We start from the raw sequence: 17909 nt of genomic DNA, 5'->3' as shown, positions 1-17909 counted from the left end.
ATCGTCATGGTGATGTATTCGGTGGCGACCAACACCTCGGTCGGCGCGCTGTTCATGGCCGGTGTGGTTCCCGGTATCGCTTTGGCTTGCGTGCTCGGCGGCGTCACCTGGTATCGCGCCAAAAAGTTCAACTATCCGCGTCAGGTCAAGTCGACCTGGGGCGAGCGCTGGAAGGCTTTTCGGGATTCCGTCTGGGGCTTGCTGCTGATTGTCGTCGTCATGGGTGGTATCTACACCGGCATCTTCACCCCGACCGAAGCCGCAGCGATGTCAGCGGTTTACGCCTTCATCTGCGCGGTGTTCATTTATCGCGATCTGGGCATGAAGGATGTGCCGAGGGTGCTGCTCAACTCGGCCAACATGTCGGCGATGCTGCTCTACATCATCACCAACGCCGTGCTGTTCTCCTTCATCATGACCAACGAAAACATCCCGCAGGCCCTGGCTGATTGGATGATGGGACATGGTCTGGGGGTCATCGCCTTCCTGCTGATGTGCAATGTGTTGTTGTTACTGGCCGGCAATTTCATGGAGCCCTCGTCGATCGTGCTGATTTTTGCTCCGATCCTCTTTCCGGTCGCCATGAAACTTGGCATCGACCCGGTGCATTTCGGCATAATCATGGTGGTTAACATGGAAGTCGGCATGTGCCATCCTCCGGTCGGCTTGAATCTTTACGTGGCATCGGGAATTACCAAGATGGGAATTACCGAACTGACGGTAGCCGTCTGGCCATGGCTGTTGTCGATGCTCTGTTTCCTGGTGGTGGTGACTTACTGGCCTGATCTTTCGATCTGGCTACCGAAAAAGCTCGGCGTGATGTAGCTCACTCCTGGTTGTCACATTCTGGCGCGCGTTCGGGGAAGCCCGCACGCGCGCTTGTCGCTTTCGCAGACCAGCAATTTCGGCATTCCCAACGTAGTATTGGTACAATTCAGGGTTTCCCGTACATTCAGCTTTTTTTCTGTTGTTTTTCCTAATTTTTTGAGGAGATTTGATTCATGGCTATCGAACGCACACTTTCCATCATCAAGCCCGACGCAGTGGCCAAGAACGTGATTGGCAAGATTTATTCCCGTTTTGAGGATAACGGTCTTAAAGTCATTGCCGCCAAACTGGCCTGGCTGTCGCCACAGGAAGCCGGCGAATTCTATGCAGTGCACAAAGAGCGTCCTTTTTACAAGGATCTGGTTTCCTTCATGACTTCCGGCCCGGTGATGATCCAGGCGCTGGAAGGTGAAAACGCGATAGCCAAAAACCGGGAACTGATGGGCGCTACCGATCCGAAGAAAGCCGATCCGGGAACCATCCGCGCCGATTTTGCCGAATCGATTGATGCCAACGCCGTTCATGGCTCCGATGGGCCCGATACGGCCAAAGTCGAGATCGGTTTTTTCTTTCCGGCGATGAGCGTTTACTCCGGCCGTTAAGCCGAGGGCAAACCGAATTCGTCACCGCATGAGTGTCAATCTGCTCGATTTCGATGCGGCCGGCCTGACCGCTTTCCTGGCAGAACACGGCGAAAAGCCGTTTCGCGCCAGGCAGGTATTGCGCTGGATCCATCGCTTCGGGCAGAGCGATTTCGACGCCATGACCGATATCGCCAAGAGCCTGCGCGAAAAGCTCAAGGCCAACGCGTCGGTCATCGTGCCGGCCATCGTTTCCGACAAACTCTCGGACGACGGTACGCGCAAATTCCTTTTTGACGTCGGTGGCGGTAATGCCATCGAAACCGTATTCATTCCCGAGAATGAGCGGGGAACGCTGTGCATTTCAACCCAGGCCGGCTGTGCGCTGGATTGTTCCTTCTGTTCGACCGGCAAGCAGGGGTTCAACCGAAACCTGACGGTGGCCGAAATCATTGGTCAGTTGTGGCAGGCCAACCAGGCCCTCGGAGCCGATCCCCGCCGTGCTGACCACTCAGAGCGCATCATCAGCAATGTGGTGCTGATGGGAATGGGCGAACCGCTGGCCAATCTTGAAAACACGGTAACGGCCTTGCGTTTGATGCTCGATGACAACGCCTATGGCCTTTCGCGGCGCCGGGTTACGGTGTCTACCTCGGGTCTTGTACCTGCTATGGATCGCCTGCGTGACGAGTGTCCGGTCGCCCTGGCCGTCTCGCTGCATGCTCCGAACGACGCCTTGCGTGATCAACTGGTGCCGATCAACCGGAAATACCCTCTGCGTGAATTGATGTCGGCGTGCAATCGCTATCTGCAAAAAGCACCGCGCGATTTTGTGACTTTCGAATACGTGATGCTCGATGGCGTGAATGACTCCGACCGGCAGGCGCGTGAGTTGCTTGAGGTAACGCGCAATGTATCCTGCAAGTTCAACCTGATTCCCTTCAATCCGTTTCCGGGTTCGCCGTATCGTTGTTCGCCGGTTCACCGTATCAGGCGATTTGCTGAGATACTGATTGATGCGAACCTTGTTACGACAACCCGCAAGACGCGTGGTGACGACATCGACGCCGCCTGTGGCCAGTTGGCCGGACTGGTGCTGGACAGGACGCAACGTACGGCGCGTCGAATTATTGATCTACACGAGGTTAGAGCACCATGAAGGCACTGCGCGGGCTACTCGCATTTTTCTATTTGTTCGCCCTGGCACTGGTAGCGGTTCCCTCAGCGCTGGCTCAGAAATCCGTTGCACCTCCGGAAGATGCGCTTTTGTCAGCGACACCAAAGGATGTACACACCCGCGCCAAATTGCATACCGAGTTGGGCGCGCTGTATTTTCAGAATGGCAATCTGATTGTGGCCCTTGAAGAACTGACCATTGCCATCTCGATCAATCCGAACTATGCCCAAGCCTATAGTACGCGGGGGGTTGTGCTTTACCACATCAAGGAATTCGAATCGGCCGACAAGGACTTCCGGCGTGCCCTCAGCCTGGATGAAAAGGATCCGGAGATCAGCAACAACTATGGCTGGTTCCTGTGCCAGACCGGGAAAGAGAGGGAGTCCATTGCCTACTTCCAGCGCGCCTTTAAAAACCCCTTGTATCAGACGCCAGAAACAGCCTACCTGAACGCCGGAAGGTGTCATGCCAAGATCGGCGAGCTGGATCTGGCCGAGGACTATGTCCGCAAGACATTACGCTTTTCGCCGAATAACCCGCAAGCGCTGCTTCAGTTGGCCATTATCAGCTACAAGCGCGGCAACTATGACGCCGCCAGGGAGCATCTGAAGAACATGGTTCGTTTGAGCGATCCGGATGCCGAGGGACTGTGGTTGTATCTACGTGTTGAACGCCGCCTCGGTGACCGCAACGCCGAAAGCAGTATGGCGGCCCAGTTGCGACGAAAATTTCCTGATTCGCCTGAGTATCAGGAGTTTCTAAATGGGAACTTCGAATGAGTGGGAAAATTGTTCCGGCACACGTGCTGGATGAGGAGGCGCATGTCGGATTGGAAATGGAAATGAACCCGGATGTTTCAGCAAAAACCTTGACACCTTTGACGTTGAGCGTTGGTCAGCAGCTCCGTGCAGCCCGGGAAGCCAGGGGATTGACTGTGGCTGATGTGGCCAAGGCGATTAAACTGGGTCCTCGCCAGGTTGTGGCGATTGAGGCCGACGACTGGCTGAGCTTGCCCTGCACAACAATCATCCGCGGATTTGTTCGCAATTACGCTCGTTTTCTTGAGTTGAACCCTGATCTTCTGATGAGCGCGCTGGACAGTCTGAAAATGCCGCAGGCGCCTGAACTTGAGCTGTCAGTCGGATCTCCTGTGAATATTCCTCAGGAAGGCAAGGTTGACCGGCGGGAGTATGTCAGGGTGCTTTCCGGCTTGATCGTTCTGGTATTAGCCGTGCTGGCTTACTTTTTTTTACCGCAGGAATTATTGAACTCGGCTTTGTCTGCACTGAAATCTGCAACTCAATCGGGTGATGTTACTTCCGAAAAAGTTGTAGCGCCAGGTTCGGATGCTGCCAAGCCGTCCGAAGTTGTCGTGGCTCCTCCAGCAACGAGCGTGCTTTCGCAAGGGCCAGTAGCGCCACCGCTTCAGTCTATGCCCGTTTCTGCATCTGCTCCGACATCGGCCAATGTCTTGCAGTTCAGCTTTGCCCAGCCTTCATGGGTTGAAGTACGCGATCGCGGCGGCCAGATCATTTTTTCGCAGTTGAGTCAGGCCGATAGTCAGCGAGAAATTGAAGGCCAGCCACCGTTTGCACTGGTCATCGGAAATGCATCTCACGTAACTTTGAAGTACAAAGGCAGAACGGTTGATCTTTCCCTGCGCAGCAAGGATGATGTGGCTCGCCTGACACTCGAATAGCATGAAAGATGTATCACTATCCAGCGAGAAATCAGTGAACACAAGTTTCGCAATGCGCCGTCCGACCCGTGTTGTCAGGATTGGCCAGGTCAGTGTAGGTGGCCAGTCGCCCATCGTCGTCCAGTCGATGACCAACACCGATACTGTCGATATCGTGAAAACCGCCATTCAATGTGCCGAGCTCGCACGCGCCGGTTCAGAACTGGTGCGGATCACGGTCAATACGCCGGAAGCGGCGGCTGCGGTGGCGAAGATCCGCGAGCATCTTGACCGCATGGGTGTCGATGTGCCGCTGATCGGCGACTTCCACTACAACGGTCATCGCTTGCTGGCGGACCATCCCGAATGTGCTCAGTCACTGGCCAAATACCGCATCAATCCGGGCAATGTCGGCCATGGCAGGAAGCGCGATGAGCAGTTTGCGCAGATGATCGAAATTGCATGCAAGTACGACAAGCCGGTACGCATCGGGGTGAACTGGGGGAGTCTCGACCAGGATCTGTTGGCGCGCATCATGGACGATAACGCCAGGCGTGCCGAGCCGAAAGATGCCATTGACGTGATGCGCGAAGCGATGGTCACCTCGGCGCTCGAATCAGCCGCCAAGGCTGAAGAACTGGGTCTGCCCGGCGAGCGCATCATCCTTTCGTGCAAGGTTTCCGGAGTACAGGATCTGATCGCCATATACCGCGAACTGTCGCGGCGCTCGGACTACCCGCTGCATCTCGGGCTGACCGAGGCGGGTATGGGCTCGAAAGGCATTGTCGCCTCGACGGCGGCCATGTCCGTGCTGCTACAGGAGGGAATTGGCGACACCATCCGCGTTTCACTGACTCCGGAACCCGGTGGTCAGCGCACGCAGGAGGTCGTGGTCGCGCAGGAAATGTTGCAGACCCTGGGGTTGCGTGCATTTACACCGATGGTTGCGGCTTGCCCGGGGTGTGGACGAACCACCAGTACCTTTTTCCAGGAACTGGCGCAGTCCATCCAGGAACACGTGCGCAATAAGATGCCTCAGTGGCGCGTCGAGTACGATGGCGTTGAAAACATGACGCTGGCGGTGATGGGTTGCGTGGTCAATGGCCCTGGCGAGAGCAAGCAAGCCAATATCGGCATCAGTCTGCCGGGTACCGGTGAAGCGCCGGTGGCACCGGTCTTCGAAGATGGTGCCAAGACGGTCACGCTGCGTGGCGAGCACATTGCCGAAGAATTTACCGCCATTGTGGACCGCTACGTGGCACGCACCTACCAGAGAAAGTTTGCGAAGTGAATTTAAGTATCCAGTCCGTGCGCGGGATGAACGACATCCTGCCGGGCGAGGCCGAAGTCTGGGAACATTTCGAAGAAACGGTCCGTTCGTGGCTGAGAAGTTACGGTTACCGGCCGATGCGCCTGCCCATCGTCGAGCCGACGCCGCTGTTCACGCGCGCCATTGGTGAAGTGACCGACATTGTCGAGAAGGAGATGTATTCCTTTATTGACAGCCTGAACGGTGAGCCGCTGACGCTGCGTCCGGAAGGTACGGCGGGCTGTGTGCGTGCAGTGATTCAGCACAAGATGGCGGCACAGCATGCGCAGCGGCTCTATTATTTTGGACCGATGTTCCGCCACGAGCGGCCGCAGAAGGGGCGGTTCCGCCAGTTCAATCAGGTCGGTGTCGAAACCTTCGGTTTTTCCGGCCCCGATATCGATGCCGAGCAGATACTGATGGGCGCCCGCCTTTGGGATGACCTTGGAGTGGACGGCATAAAATTACAATTAAATACGCTGGGCCAGATGGACGAGCGTGCAAATCATCGCAGTGAGCTGATAAATTATTTCGAGAAGAATGCCGACCTGCTCGATGATGAGGCAAAACGCCGTCTTTATACCAATCCACTTCGCCTTCTCGACAGCAAAAACCCGGCGATGCAGGAGATGATCGCTACGGCGCCAAATCTGATTGATCACCTTGGCGCGCAATCGATGGCGCATTTTGAAGGCGTGCAACAGGTCCTGCGCGATGCCGGGTTGCCCTACACGATCAATCCGCGTCTGGTGCGCGGCCTTGACTATTACAACCTCACCGTTTTCGAATGGGTTACGGATCGTCTGGGCGCGCAGGGCACCGTCTGTGCGGGCGGCCGCTATGATGGACTGGTCGAGCAGCTTGGTGGCAAGCCAACTCCGGCCTGCGGCTTTGCCATGGGCGTCGAGCGTCTGCTCACACTGATTCGCGAATCGGGTGGCGAACCGGTGCTGGAGGGGATTGATGTTTATCTCGTGCATCAGGGTGATGCCGCTTCGCGTCTGGCGCCCCGTGTCGCCGAGGGCTTGCGTGACCGGGGAATCGATGTGTTGTTCCACTGCGGTGGCGGCAGCTTCAAATCGCAGATGAAGAAAGCCGATGCGTCGGGAGCAAGCTTTGCCGTTATCATCGGCGATGACGAGGCGAATGCCGGCGAAGTGTCGCTCAAGCCCTTGCGTGCCAGCGGTGATCGTCCGAACGAACAGAAGCAGGAACAAAAGCGAGTCCCCATTGATCGCATTGCTGACGAAATCATGAATTCATTTTTGGATTGGGAAGAAACCTAATGGCGACCTACGACCTCGAAGAACAGGAACAACTCGACGAAATCAAGACATGGTGGAAGCAGCATGGCAACCTGTTGATCAACGTCATTACGGCGCTTTCGCTGATCGTCGTCGCCTGGCAGGGATGGAACTGGTATCAGCGCAATCAGTCGGCCCAGGCTTCTATGGTCTATAACCTCCTGCAGAAATCGGTTCTGGAGAAGGATTCGCAACGCGTCAGGACGGCCAGCGATCAACTGCTCGATAAATTTTCTGGAACCAGCTATGCGTCGCTCGGTGCACTGGCAGCTGCCAAAGTTATGATCGATGCGGGCGATGCAAAATCCGCCAAGACCCAGCTCCTCTGGGTTGTTGAGCATGGCAAGGACGAGCTGCGCGATCTGGCGCGCTTGCGTCTGGCCGCCGTACTGCTCGATGAAAAGGAGTACGATCAGGCCTTGAAACAGCTTGACGGCAGTGTCGGCGCGGGTTTTGAAGCCATTTTTTCGGATAACCGTGGCGACGTCTTCAGTGCGCAGGGCAAGAAAGCCGAAGCGCTCGGCGCTTATCAGAATGCCATGGGCAAACTCGATGCAAAGGACAAATCGCTCAAGGGCAGGAATTCGGCACCGCAGGAGCAAACCAATGCCGTCTATCGTGAACTGCTGCGCCAGAAGATCGATGCGCTTGGTGTGAACCCGCAATGAAGAAGTGTCTTGCCACTGTTTTTCTGGCACTGTCGCTGGCCGGCTGCTCGACGCTGGATTCGATCAATCCTTTCGCCAGCAGCGGGCCGAAAATGGCCGTACTGCAGCCGATCAATGCGAGCGCGCAAGCGCGAGTCGTCTGGCGTGAAAGCGTCGGCAAGACTGACGTTTATGCGTTTGTGCCGGCAGTGTCTGGTTCCACCGTTTATGCCGCCAGCAAGGATGGCAATCTGATACGGGTTGATGACGGCAAGCTGGTCTGGAAGGTCAACGCCGGACAGCCGCTATCCGGTGGTGTGGGTGCCGACGAAAAAATGGTCGTAGTCGGCTCGCCGAAGGGCGATCTACTGGCATTTGCCAGCGCCGATGGCCAGCCATTGTGGAAGGCCAAGGCCACCAGTGAGATTCTTTCTCCTCCAGCGCTGGGAGAGGGTATTGTTGTTGTTCGTAGCGGAGACAACCGGCTGGCCGCCTATGATGCGCTTGATGGCAAGCGGAAATGGTTCTATCAGCGTCCGACACCGGCGCTTTCCCTGCGTGTTACAGCCAGTCCGGTGATTGCCGGCAAGTATGTATTTGCCGGATTCCCCGGCGGCAAGCTGATTGCCGTCAGTACGACTAACGGTGCCGCCTTGTGGGAAGGTACGGTGGCGTTGCCAAAAGGTTCGTCCGAACTTGACCGCGTTGCCGATATCACCAGTGCCCCGGTGATTTCCGGACGGACGATCTGTGCCGTTGCCTTTCAGGGGCGTGTCGCCTGCTTTGACCTTGGCAATGGCAATCTGGTCTGGGCGCGAGACATGTCGAGTGCCGTTGGATTGGCCATTGATGCGCGCTACCTTTACGTGACTGACGACAAAGGTTCCGTGCATGCACTTGACATGGCGAGTGGAGCCAGTATCTGGAAGCAGGACAAGCTTTTCCTGCGTCGTGTTACCGCCCCGGTGCCGCTTCGCGGCCTGATTGCCGTGGCGGATGTTCAGGGTGTGGTGCATTTTCTGAGTCGTGACGACGGCTCGTTCGTGGCACGCCTGACGACCGACGGCAGCCCGGTTATTGCCCCCTTGCAGACGCTGGGCAATCTCTTGCTGGTGCAGACCAGTAACGGTGGTGTGTACGCCATCGAGACACAATGAAACCCAGCATCGTTGTAGTCGGTCGTCCGAATGTAGGCAAATCAACCCTTTTCAATCGGCTGACCCGGACGCGCGACGCCCTGGTCGCCGACATTCCGGGCCTCACGCGTGATCGTCATTATGGACACGGAAAGCTGGGCAGCAAGCCTTATCTGGTTGTCGATACCGGCGGCTTCGAGCCACTCGCCAAAGACGGCATCATGCATGAGATGGCTAGGCAGACCGAGCAGGCCATTGCCGAGGCCGATGCGGTCATTTTCGTGGTCGATGCGCGTACTGGAATAACTGCGCTCGACAAGGAGATTGCCAACAAGCTGCGCAAAGCGGCACGTCCGGTATTCGTTGCGGTGAACAAGGCCGAAGGCATGAACCAGGGCATTGTCATTGCAGATTTCCACGAGCTTGGACTGGGCGAGCCACTGGCCATTTCTGCGGCGCACGGTGAAGGGGTGCGCGGCTTGATCGAACTGGCGCTCGATGCCTATCCCGAAGCGCAGGAAAGTGGCAACGAGAACGATATTCTCAAGGTGGCGATTGTCGGACGGCCGAATGTCGGAAAAAGCACCATGATCAATGCGCTTCTCGGCGAAGAACGCGTCATCGCTTTTGATCAGCCGGGAACGACCCGCGATGCCATCTATGTCGATTTCGAGCGCAACGGCAAGCACTACACCCTGATTGATACCGCTGGTTTACGGCGCAAGGGCAAGGTTTTCGAAACCATCGAGAAGTTCTCGGTGATCAAGACCCTGCAATCCATCGAGGATGCCCATGTGGTGATTCTGGTGCTCGATGCGCAGCAGGATATTTCCGATCAGGATGCCCATATCGCTGGCTTTGTCCTTGAGTCGGGTCGCGCGCTGGTGGTCGCGGTAAATAAGTGGGATGGCCTTGATTCGTATGTCCGTGATCAACTCAAGGGTGATCTTGAGGCCAAACTGAAGTTTCTTGATTTTGCCAACTTTCACTATGTTTCAGCGCTCAGGAGGCAGGGGCTGGCGCACGTGTTCCGTTCGGTCGACGCGGCCTACAAGGCGGCTACCGCCGATTTGTCTACACCCCAATTGACACGTACCTTGATTGACGCCGTGGCCAGGCAGTCACCACCACGCAGCGGAATCTTCCGCCCCAAGTTACGCTACGCTCATCAGGGCGGGCGGAACCCTCCAGTCATCGTGATTCACGGCAATGCCCTGGACAAGGTACCGGACTCATACCGACGCTATCTGGAGCATGTGTTCCGCGAAGTATTCAAGCTGCAGGGAACACCGCTACGTATTCAGTTCAATGTGACGCAAAACCCGTTTGCCGATCGCAAACCGCCTGAACAGAACCGGCGTAAACCGAAATCCGAAGAAAAACCGAAACCAAAAGCCGGAGCTTTGGTCAAAGCAAAGCTTCAGGCTGCCTCGAAGGCAAAACCAGGGGCAAGACCAAAGGCTAAATCGATACCGGCCTGATTGATTCGGGTTTGTATGGCAAACATGATGAAAATCAATTAAGCTGGCGTGCCTTATACCAACAACGAAACATGGAGTCTAACCATGAGCAATAAAGGGCAACTATTACAAGACCCCTTCCTGAATGTGCTGCGTCGCGAGCATGTACCGGTTTCCATCTATCTGGTCAACGGCATCAAGTTGCAAGGCCAGGTTGAATCATTTGACCAGTACGTTGTTCTACTCAAGAACACCGTTACCCAGATGGTCTATAAGCATGCCATTTCGACCGTCGTGCCGTCGCGACCGGTCAGCATCCCCAGCGATGGAAGCAGCGAGCCCTGATCTGCCCTGTACCGCGCCTTTTCAGCCTTTAACCTTGGTGTCGGGCTGTCTCTCAATCTGAATCCGGCCCGGCCTTTGTTCCCGTCCTTGAAAAAGCGTCTTCATGCTTGAACGTCCCGCCGCAGGGGAACGTGCGCTCATCGTCCAGCTCGATTTTGGTCGTGCCGATGTTGCCGAGCAACTTGAAGAAATGCGCCTGCTCACCAAGTCGGCTGGTGCTTTTGTTTGCGCAGAGGTCAATGGACGGCGACAAAGCCCCGATTCGGCGACTTTTGCCGGCAAGGGCAAGGTGCAGGAAGTGGCCGCCGAAGTTGCCGCGCACGAGGCCGATCTTGTCATTTTCAACCACGAGTTGTCTCCTGCTCAGGAGCGCAATCTGGAGCGCATGCTGCAGTGCCGTGTGATTGACCGGACCAGCCTGATCCTCGACATCTTTGCGCAACGCGCACAAAGCTCTGAAGGCAAGCTGCAGGTCGAACTGGCGCAACTTGATCATCTTGCCACCCGACTGGTTCGTGGCTGGACCCATCTGGAGCGTCAAAAAGGGGGTATCGGACTGCGCGGCCCGGGCGAAACCCAGCTCGAAACAGATCGCCGCCTGCTCGGTAAACGCGTCAAGCTGCTCAAGGAGCGGCTGGCCAGGCTCGAACGCCAGCGCGGCGTGCAGCGCAAGGCACGTGGTCGCGGTGAGGTTTTGAACGTGTCGCTCGTCGGCTACACCAATTCCGGTAAATCAACACTTTTCAATGCCTTGACCCATGCCGGAGCCTATGCCGCCAATCAACTCTTTGCAACGCTCGATACGACCTCGCGCAAGCTCTGGCTGGGCGAGGCCGGGAATATCGTCATCTCCGATACCGTGGGATTTATCCGCGACCTGCCCCACGAATTGGTCGCGGCATTTCATGCCACGCTGGAGGCGACAGCGCAGGCTGATCTCCTTGTACATGTGGTCGATTCGGCCAGTCCTGCACGCAATGATCAGATTGCCGAAGTCGAAAAAGTCCTCGCTGAAATCGGTGCCAGTCAAGTGCGGCAACTGATGGTGCTCAACAAACAGGATCTGACAGGACTGCCGCCAACGCTTGAAAGGGATGAGTATGATAGAATTGTTCGCGTTCGGGTCAGCGCGAAATGCGGCGATGGTTTGCCTCTGCTGCGCATGGCGCTGACCGAGATTGCAATAGAGAAACTTCACCTTGCGCGTGCTCTGCCGATGGCTGGAGAAAGCGTTCTCAACCCTGTTCTTGATCCGGATTCCGCACCATGATTTCGAGTATTGGAGTACTTATGTCGCTCAATGACCCCCAGTGGGGTAATCGCGGTAATGATAACGCTGGCGGAAACAACGGAAACAAGCGACCGAATCAGGGGCCACCCGACCTTGAAGCCTTGTGGCGCGATCTAAATCGTCGGCTGTCCGGCATGTTCGACAAAAAGGGGAAAGGCAGCGGCGATGGTGGTGGTAGCGGTGGCAATCGACCGCCGATGGAGTTCAACCCGAAGTTTCTTGGCGGTGGCATCAGCCTGCTGGTCGGACTTGTGTTGCTGGTCTGGCTGGCCAGTGGCTTCTATATTGTCGATGCCTCACAACGTGGTCTTGTCCTGCAGTTTGGCAAGTACAAGGAAAGCACGCAGTCGGGTCTGAACTGGCGTTTGCCTTACCCGATCCAGTCGCATGAACTGGTTAATATTTCCGGCGTGCGGACGCTTGAAATCGGTTATCGCGGCAGCGAGAAAAACAAGGTGCTTAAGGAAGCACTGATGCTGACGTTTGACGAAAACATTATCAATATCCAGTTTGCCGTTCAGTACATTCTCAAGGATCCGGTTGACTACATCTTCAATAATCGCACGCCCGATGAAGCCGTAATGCAGGTGGCCGAAACGGCAATTCGCGAGATCGTCGGCAAGAGCAGGATGGATTTCGTTCTCTACGAGGGGCGCGAGCAGATCGCGGTCAATGCCCAGACACTCATGCAGGAGATCCTTGATCGTTACAAGACAGGCATCCTCATTTCAAAAGTAACGATGCAGAACGCCCAGCCACCGGAGCAGGTGCAGGCCGCTTTTGATGATGCCGTAAAGGCGAGTCAGGATCGCGAGCGCCAGAAAAACGAAGGCCAGGCTTACGCCAATGACGTGATTCCCAAGGCCAGAGGTACGGCCTCACGCCTGTTGCAGGAAGCCGACGGTTACAAGCAGCGGGTGATTGCAACGTCCGAGGGCGATGCCAGCCGCTTCAAGCAGATCAATACCGAGTATGCCAAGGCACCGGAGGTGACACGCACTCGCATGTATCTTGAAACCATGCAACAGGTCTATTCCAGCACCAGCAAGGTATTTGTCGATGCCAAGGGGCAGGGTAACCTGCTCTATCTCCCGCTCGACAAGCTGATGCAGGCGGCCGGAGCTGCGGTAGCCTCGCCTGCCAGCGTCGGCAGCAGCGCCGAGATGCCAGCCCAGGTACGGTCTGGCCCCGTCGTTTCCAACGACACGCCACCGCAGGTGGTGGACAAGCCTGAAACACGTTCGCGCGAGGCCTTGCGCTCACGAGATCGGGAGACACGATAATGAAAGCCGGTTTGAATTTCACCGCCGCTGTTGTTGCGGTGGTACTGGTCGTTCTTGGAGCCTCGATTTTTACGGTTGATCAGCGGCAACACGCCATCGTCTTTCAACTTGGCGAGGTGCGCACTGTGATCGAGGAGCCTGGCTTGTATTTCAAATGGCCGATGATCCAGAACGTGCGTTACTTCGACAAGCGGATTCTGACGCTGGACAGTGTCGAGCCGGAACGCTTTATCACCTCGGAAAAGAAGAATGTGCTGGTTGATTCCTTTGTCAAATGGAGGATCGTCGACCCCAAGCTTTATTATATTTCGGTTGCCGGTGATGAAACGCGAGCCAAGACACGCCTGTCGCAAACGGTGAATGCCGGTTTGCGTGAGGAATTCGGTAAACGCACCATTAATGACGTTGTTTCGGGTGAGCGCAACAAAGTCATGGAGCAGATGCGCGACAAGGCGGATCTCGATGCGCGCAAGATCGGCGTGCAGATTGTCGATGTCCGGGTGAAGCGCGTTGATCTACCGACCGAAGTCAGTGAATCGGTCTATCGCCGTATGGAAGCCGAACGCAAGCGCGTGGCCAACGAATTGCGCTCGGAGGGTTTTGCCGAAGCCGAGAAAATCCGCGCCGATGCGGACAGGCAACGCGAGGTGATCGTTGCCGATGCCTATCGCGAAGCACAGAAAATGAAGGGCGAGGGTGACGCCAAGGCCACGGCCACTTATGCCCAGGCATTCAGCCAGAATCCCGAGTTCTATTCCTTCTATCGCAGTCTTGAAGCCTATCGCAACAGTTTCAAGAGCAAGAGTGACATCATTGTCGTCGAGCCCAATTCCGATTTCTTCAAGTACATGAAGAGTGTCGGTCGAGGCAGCGAAAAATCGGGTAAATGACCACCAGTCTGCTCATCGCTTTCGCGCTGATGCTGGTGCTCGAGGGCTTGGTGCCTTTTCTTGCTCCCAGTACCTGGCGCGAAACATTCCGTCGTCTGATCCAGCTCACCGACGGACAGATCCGGTTCATTGGCCTGACCTCGATGCTGGCTGGAATTGTTCTGTTGATGGTTTTTCGATGAACTGGCTGTTACCCGAATACATTGCCGACGCGTTGCCACTGGAAGCGGCTCGCATAGAGCGTCTGCGCCGCGCTCTGCTTGATCTCTTTCGCGTGCATGGCTATGAACTGGTCATGCCGCCGCTGCTTGAATACCTCGATTCACTGTTGACCGGATCAGGTTCCGACCTGACCTTGCGTACCTTCAAGCTGGTCGACCAGCTTTCCGGTCGCACGCTCGGTCTGCGTGCAGACATGACACCTCAGGTCGCACGTATCGACGCACACTTGCTCAATCGACAGGGCGTGACGCGCCTTTGCTACTGCGACAGCATACTGCATACGCTGCCGGCCTCGCTGGCCGCGAGTCGCGAGCCGATCCAGCTCGGTGCCGAACTCTTCGGGTACGCCGGCATTGAGGCCGATCTCGAAGTGATCCGTCTGCTGGCGGCGGCACTCACTACGGCCGGCATACCCGCTTCACGTATCGATATCGGGCATGTCGGAGTATTCCGTGCGCTGGCGCATGCCGCCGGCCTCAATGCCGATGACGAAGTGAAAATATTGCAACTCCTGCAAGTCAAGGATATTCCGAGTCTGCACGATTTCTGCACCAAACTGCCCGAACCTTATCGCACCGCTCTGTTGCGTTTGCCTGAACTCTACGGGGGGGGGGATCTGCTGGAAACTGCCGCCCGTGAATTGCCTGCGCTACCCGAGATTGCCTCGGCGCTGGAAACGATGCGTCAGTTGCAGGCCGGCATCCCGGATCTGCCTTTGTCCTTCGATCTCGCTGATCTGCGTGGCTACCACTACCACAACGGGGTTGTGTTTGCCGCCTATTACCCGGATTTCCCCAGCGCCATTGCGCTTGGCGGGCGTTACGACGGCGTTGGCAAAGACTTTGGCCGTGAACGGCCGGCGACCGGTTTCTCGATGGATTTGCGTGAAGTGGCCCGATTGGCGGCAAGCGACAATCCGGCGGGTGCAATTCTGGCGCCTTTTGCCGCGACCGATTCCGCACTGACGGCCCGTATTGCCGAGTTGCGTGGGCAGGGCGAGATAGTCGTCGAACGCTTGCCGGGTGAAACTCTTATCGAAGGGCCTCTCTGTGACCGACGACTGGTCGAAAGCAAGGGGCAATGGATTACTCAGGAAATTTCAGGGATTGATTGAAAAATGGCCAAGAACGTCGTAGTGGTCGGCACTCAGTGGGGCGATGAGGGCAAAGGCAAGATCGTCGACTGGTTGACCGATCACGCGCAGGGTGTGGTGCGTTTTCAGGGCGGTCACAATGCCGGCCACACGCTCGTTGTCGGCAAGAAAATATACAAACTCAATCTTGTTCCCTCAGGCATTGTCCATGATGATGTCACCTGCTATATCGGTAACGGGGTCGTTCTGAATATTCACCACCTGATTTCCGAGATCAATGAACTTGAGTCGGGTGGCATTGAGGTGCGTTCGCGACTCAGGATCAGCCCGGGCTGTCCGCTGATTCTTGGCTATCACACCGCTCTCGATGCGGCGCGCGAGGCCGCCAAGAGTGCTGACGCCAGGATCGGTACCACCGGCAAGGGTATTGGTCCGACTTACGAAGACAAGGTGGCACGTCGCGCCTTGCGTGTTTACGATCTCTTCTACCCCGGTCGCTTTGCCGAGAAGCTCAAGGAGAATCTTGACTACCACAATTTTGTTCTGACCCGATTTCTGGGTGCCGAGGCGGTCGACTACGAAACCGTGCTCGCACAGGCGATGGCCGACGCCGAACTGATCAAGCCGATGGTCGTCGACGTTTCCGCCGAATTGAATGCCGCCAACCAGGCTGGCCAGAATCTGCTCTTCGAAGGTGCGCAGGGTGCCTTGCTTGATATCGACCACGGTACCTACCCCTTCGTCACCTCGTCGAACTGTGTTGCCGGTCAGGCATCGGCCGGTGCGGGCATCGGGCCGGGAATGTTGCACTACGTGCTGGGTATCACCAAGGCCTACTGCACACGTGTTGGCGGTGGACCTTTCCCGAGTGAACTCGATATCGAGACCGCCGGCGTTCCCGGACATCAGATGTCGCAAAAAGGCCGCGAGTTCGGAACCGTTACCGGGCGCAAGCGACGCTGCGGATGGCTCGATTTTCCTGCGCTCAAGCGCTCGATTCAGATCAATGGCGTAACCGGGCTGTGCATCACCAAGCTCGACGTGCTCGATGGTCTTCCCGAACTGAAAATCTGCACGGGTTACCGGCTCAACGGGAAAATAATCAACCTGTTGCCGATGGGCTCCGACGAAGTGGCCGATTGCCAGCCCATTCTCGAAAGCCTGCCGGGATGGACCGAATCGACCGTCGGCGCAACCACGCTGGACGGGCTGCCGGCGGCGGCACGTGCTTATCTGGAACGTATCGAAGCCTTGTGTGAAATTCCGATCGATATCATATCGACCGGGCCGGAACGCAATGAAACGATTTTGCGCCGCCATCCCTTCGCGTAACTTGTCAGTCGCTGCACTGCCTGGTTTGCGATCAGGAAAGCCGGCGTACCACGGGTTGCCATGATGGTGTCAACACGTTTGCTGCGCAGGGCAGTGTAGACCATGGGCATTCTCGACTGGTTCAAGAACCGCCCCGCGCAATTCGATCCGGATCGTCCTTCCGATGACATGACCTTGCGTGCGATCGACAAGGCCGTTACGCTGACCAATCCCCGATTGAAGCTCGTGCGCTCTTATCAGGAACGTCTCGCGCCGGCAGTTGAAACCAGTGTTAACACCATCCGCGAGATGGTGCTTTCCCTGCCTCAGCCAATCAGGGTTTCGGCAGCGTGCTGGTCTGGCGATCCGGTACTGAGGGCTTTCTTTGTCGCCGCCTCCGATATTCCTTACGCCCTCGGCCGTTCAAGTAATCTGCGAACCCTGATCGACAAGTACCCTACGCTCGACGAAGCCTATTTCATCCTCGTCATGACGTACAACGAGCAGCGCATGCTCGGGATGTCGCTGCAGGGCGATGTTGTTCAGCGCGATGTGGTGCAGACCGTCATCGGTTTTTCCGACCATGAGGCGCGCATTTGCGGGCATCAGGACACGGAAGTTCGCCGTCTGTTGGGAACGCAGGCGTATGAGTATCTGGTGGCTCAGGCGCTGTCGGAAATCGGCGAAGAACGATCCGAACGTCGCGAACTGCAGGATAACTGCTTGTTGATCCGTGCCCGGCTGCGCTTGCTCCAGCAGCAGGGTCCCGGACTGGGATCGGTTTTTGGATCGGCGCCCGTAGTTTCATGCGAAAAGTTGAAGCTGGAAGCACAGCTTCTGGAGAACGAGCGCCAGTTGGAGGCAATAGGCAGTCCGCAGTCGGCGCTGGATGCCGAACTGGAAACTTTGCGCCAAGTGCTTGAGCATCCGGAGCGTTATATTCACGTAGAGAAAAAACGAATGCGGATCAGTACGATGAACGTCGTGCTGGATCAGGAAAGCACCGATGTCGCTTCCGATATTGGTTTTTCGCTGGCGCAACTCAAGGGTGTTCCACAGATACAGAGGGCGTTTGTGCTGGCGTGCTTCGCACGCGCCGAGCTACCTGAGGCCAGGATGAATTTTGACGATGCGATACGCTATCTTTGAGTTGGCCACAAAACCCGGATTTTTTTGGGTTGCGGCCATGCCTGAAACGGCTTGTAATGTTGTCTGGTGCCCAGGAAGGGACTCGAACCCCCACAGTGTTGCCACCACTAGGACCTGAACCTAGCGCGTCTACCAATTTCGCCACCTGGGCAGTTCCAGAGAAGGGCGAATTCTAAAGGAACACAAGAAAATGTCAATAAAAAAA

General features: G+C 56.4%; 18 protein-coding genes and 1 tRNA gene. 18 read left to right on the top strand and 1 reads right to left on the bottom strand.

All coding sequences use genetic code 11. The features are described 5' to 3' along the window. The 18 genes from JNM42_RS03480 to JNM42_RS03395 all read left to right on the top strand — a co-directional run. The coding region (locus JNM42_RS03480) for a TRAP transporter large permease subunit (protein WP_294266228.1) at positions 1-825 on the top strand (825 nt) is incomplete at its 5' end. A 176-nt stretch (positions 826-1001) separates the two neighbouring features. Then, positions 1002-1430 (top strand): nucleoside-diphosphate kinase, encoded by a 429-nt coding sequence (gene ndk, locus JNM42_RS03475; RefSeq protein WP_294266225.1) that lies wholly within the window; start codon positions 1002-1004, stop codon positions 1428-1430. Positions 1431-1458: 28 nt separating this feature from the next. Further along, positions 1459-2568: a 23S rRNA (adenine(2503)-C(2))-methyltransferase RlmN gene (gene rlmN, locus JNM42_RS03470; RefSeq protein ID WP_294266222.1), complete on the top strand. Its 1110-nt coding sequence runs from the start codon at positions 1459-1461 to the stop codon at positions 2566-2568. Continuing rightward, entirely contained in the window at positions 2565-3365 is an 801-nt protein-coding gene (gene pilW, locus JNM42_RS03465) for a type IV pilus biogenesis/stability protein PilW (RefSeq protein ID WP_294266219.1), read from the top strand. The genes rlmN and pilW overlap by 4 nt, the downstream gene beginning before the upstream one ends. After that, positions 3362-4285: a RodZ domain-containing protein gene (locus tag JNM42_RS03460; protein ID WP_294266215.1), complete on the top strand. Its 924-nt coding sequence runs from the start codon at positions 3362-3364 to the stop codon at positions 4283-4285. The genes pilW and JNM42_RS03460 overlap by 4 nt, the downstream gene beginning before the upstream one ends. Position 4286: 1 nt before the next feature. Continuing rightward, positions 4287-5555, top strand: a complete 1269-nt coding sequence (gene ispG, locus JNM42_RS03455; protein ID WP_294266213.1) for a flavodoxin-dependent (E)-4-hydroxy-3-methylbut-2-enyl-diphosphate synthase — start codon at positions 4287-4289, stop codon at positions 5553-5555. Further along, on the top strand, positions 5552-6859 hold the full coding sequence (gene hisS, locus JNM42_RS03450) for a histidine--tRNA ligase (protein ID WP_294266209.1): 1308 nt from the start codon (positions 5552-5554) through the stop codon (positions 6857-6859). Before ispG ends, hisS begins: the two co-directional genes overlap by 4 nt. Beyond that, positions 6859-7545 carry a tetratricopeptide repeat protein gene (locus tag JNM42_RS03445; protein ID WP_294266206.1) on the top strand — a complete coding sequence of 229 codons (687 nt, stop codon included), beginning with the start codon at positions 6859-6861 and terminating at the stop codon, positions 7543-7545. The genes hisS and JNM42_RS03445 overlap by 1 nt, the downstream gene beginning before the upstream one ends. Beyond that, a complete protein-coding gene (gene bamB, locus JNM42_RS03440; protein ID WP_294266203.1) occupies positions 7542-8681 on the top strand; it encodes an outer membrane protein assembly factor BamB in 1140 nt (379 codons plus the stop codon). Before JNM42_RS03445 ends, bamB begins: the two co-directional genes overlap by 4 nt. After that, on the top strand, positions 8678-10141 hold the full coding sequence (gene der / locus JNM42_RS03435; protein WP_294266200.1) for a ribosome biogenesis GTPase Der: 1464 nt from the start codon (positions 8678-8680) through the stop codon (positions 10139-10141). The genes bamB and der overlap by 4 nt, the downstream gene beginning before the upstream one ends. Positions 10142-10225: 84 nt before the next feature. After that, positions 10226-10465: an RNA chaperone Hfq gene (gene hfq / locus JNM42_RS03430; RefSeq protein WP_294266195.1), complete on the top strand. Its 240-nt coding sequence runs from the start codon at positions 10226-10228 to the stop codon at positions 10463-10465. A gap of 103 nt (positions 10466-10568) precedes the next feature. After that, positions 10569-11735, top strand: a complete 1167-nt coding sequence (hflX, locus tag JNM42_RS03425) for a GTPase HflX (protein ID WP_294266190.1) — start codon at positions 10569-10571, stop codon at positions 11733-11735. Positions 11736-11755: 20 nt separating this feature from the next. Next, a complete protein-coding gene (gene hflK / locus JNM42_RS03420; protein ID WP_294266187.1) occupies positions 11756-13039 on the top strand; it encodes an FtsH protease activity modulator HflK in 1284 nt (427 codons plus the stop codon). Then, positions 13039-13929: a protease modulator HflC gene (gene hflC / locus JNM42_RS03415; RefSeq protein WP_294266184.1), complete on the top strand. Its 891-nt coding sequence runs from the start codon at positions 13039-13041 to the stop codon at positions 13927-13929. Before hflK ends, hflC begins: the two co-directional genes overlap by 1 nt. Next, positions 13926-14111, top strand: coding sequence for a DUF2065 domain-containing protein (locus JNM42_RS03410; protein WP_294266181.1), 186 nt, complete (start codon positions 13926-13928; stop codon positions 14109-14111). Before hflC ends, JNM42_RS03410 begins: the two co-directional genes overlap by 4 nt. Further along, positions 14108-15265 carry an ATP phosphoribosyltransferase regulatory subunit gene (locus tag JNM42_RS03405; RefSeq protein ID WP_294266179.1) on the top strand — a complete coding sequence of 386 codons (1158 nt, stop codon included), beginning with the start codon at positions 14108-14110 and terminating at the stop codon, positions 15263-15265. Before JNM42_RS03410 ends, JNM42_RS03405 begins: the two co-directional genes overlap by 4 nt. A 3-nt stretch (positions 15266-15268) precedes the next feature. Next, on the top strand, positions 15269-16576 hold the full coding sequence (locus tag JNM42_RS03400) for an adenylosuccinate synthase (protein ID WP_294266176.1): 1308 nt from the start codon (positions 15269-15271) through the stop codon (positions 16574-16576). 102 nt (positions 16577-16678) lie between these two features. Further along, the gene (locus tag JNM42_RS03395) at positions 16679-17704 is read left to right on the top strand and encodes a hypothetical protein (RefSeq protein WP_294266174.1); all 1026 of its coding nucleotides are present in this window, start codon (positions 16679-16681) and stop codon (positions 17702-17704) included. A 64-nt stretch (positions 17705-17768) separates the two neighbouring features. Here the strand turns inward: JNM42_RS03395 and JNM42_RS03390 are convergent. After that, positions 17769-17855: transfer RNA gene (locus JNM42_RS03390), tRNA-Leu, on the bottom strand. Between the last annotated feature and the right edge of the window lie 54 nt (positions 17856-17909).

It is taken from the genome of Propionivibrio sp., assembly GCF_016790145.1.
In the GTDB taxonomy this organism is placed as follows: domain Bacteria; phylum Pseudomonadota; class Gammaproteobacteria; order Burkholderiales; family Rhodocyclaceae; genus Propionivibrio.
The sequence above is the reverse complement of the archived record's forward strand: the minus strand, read 5'-3'. Positions and strand labels throughout refer to the sequence as shown.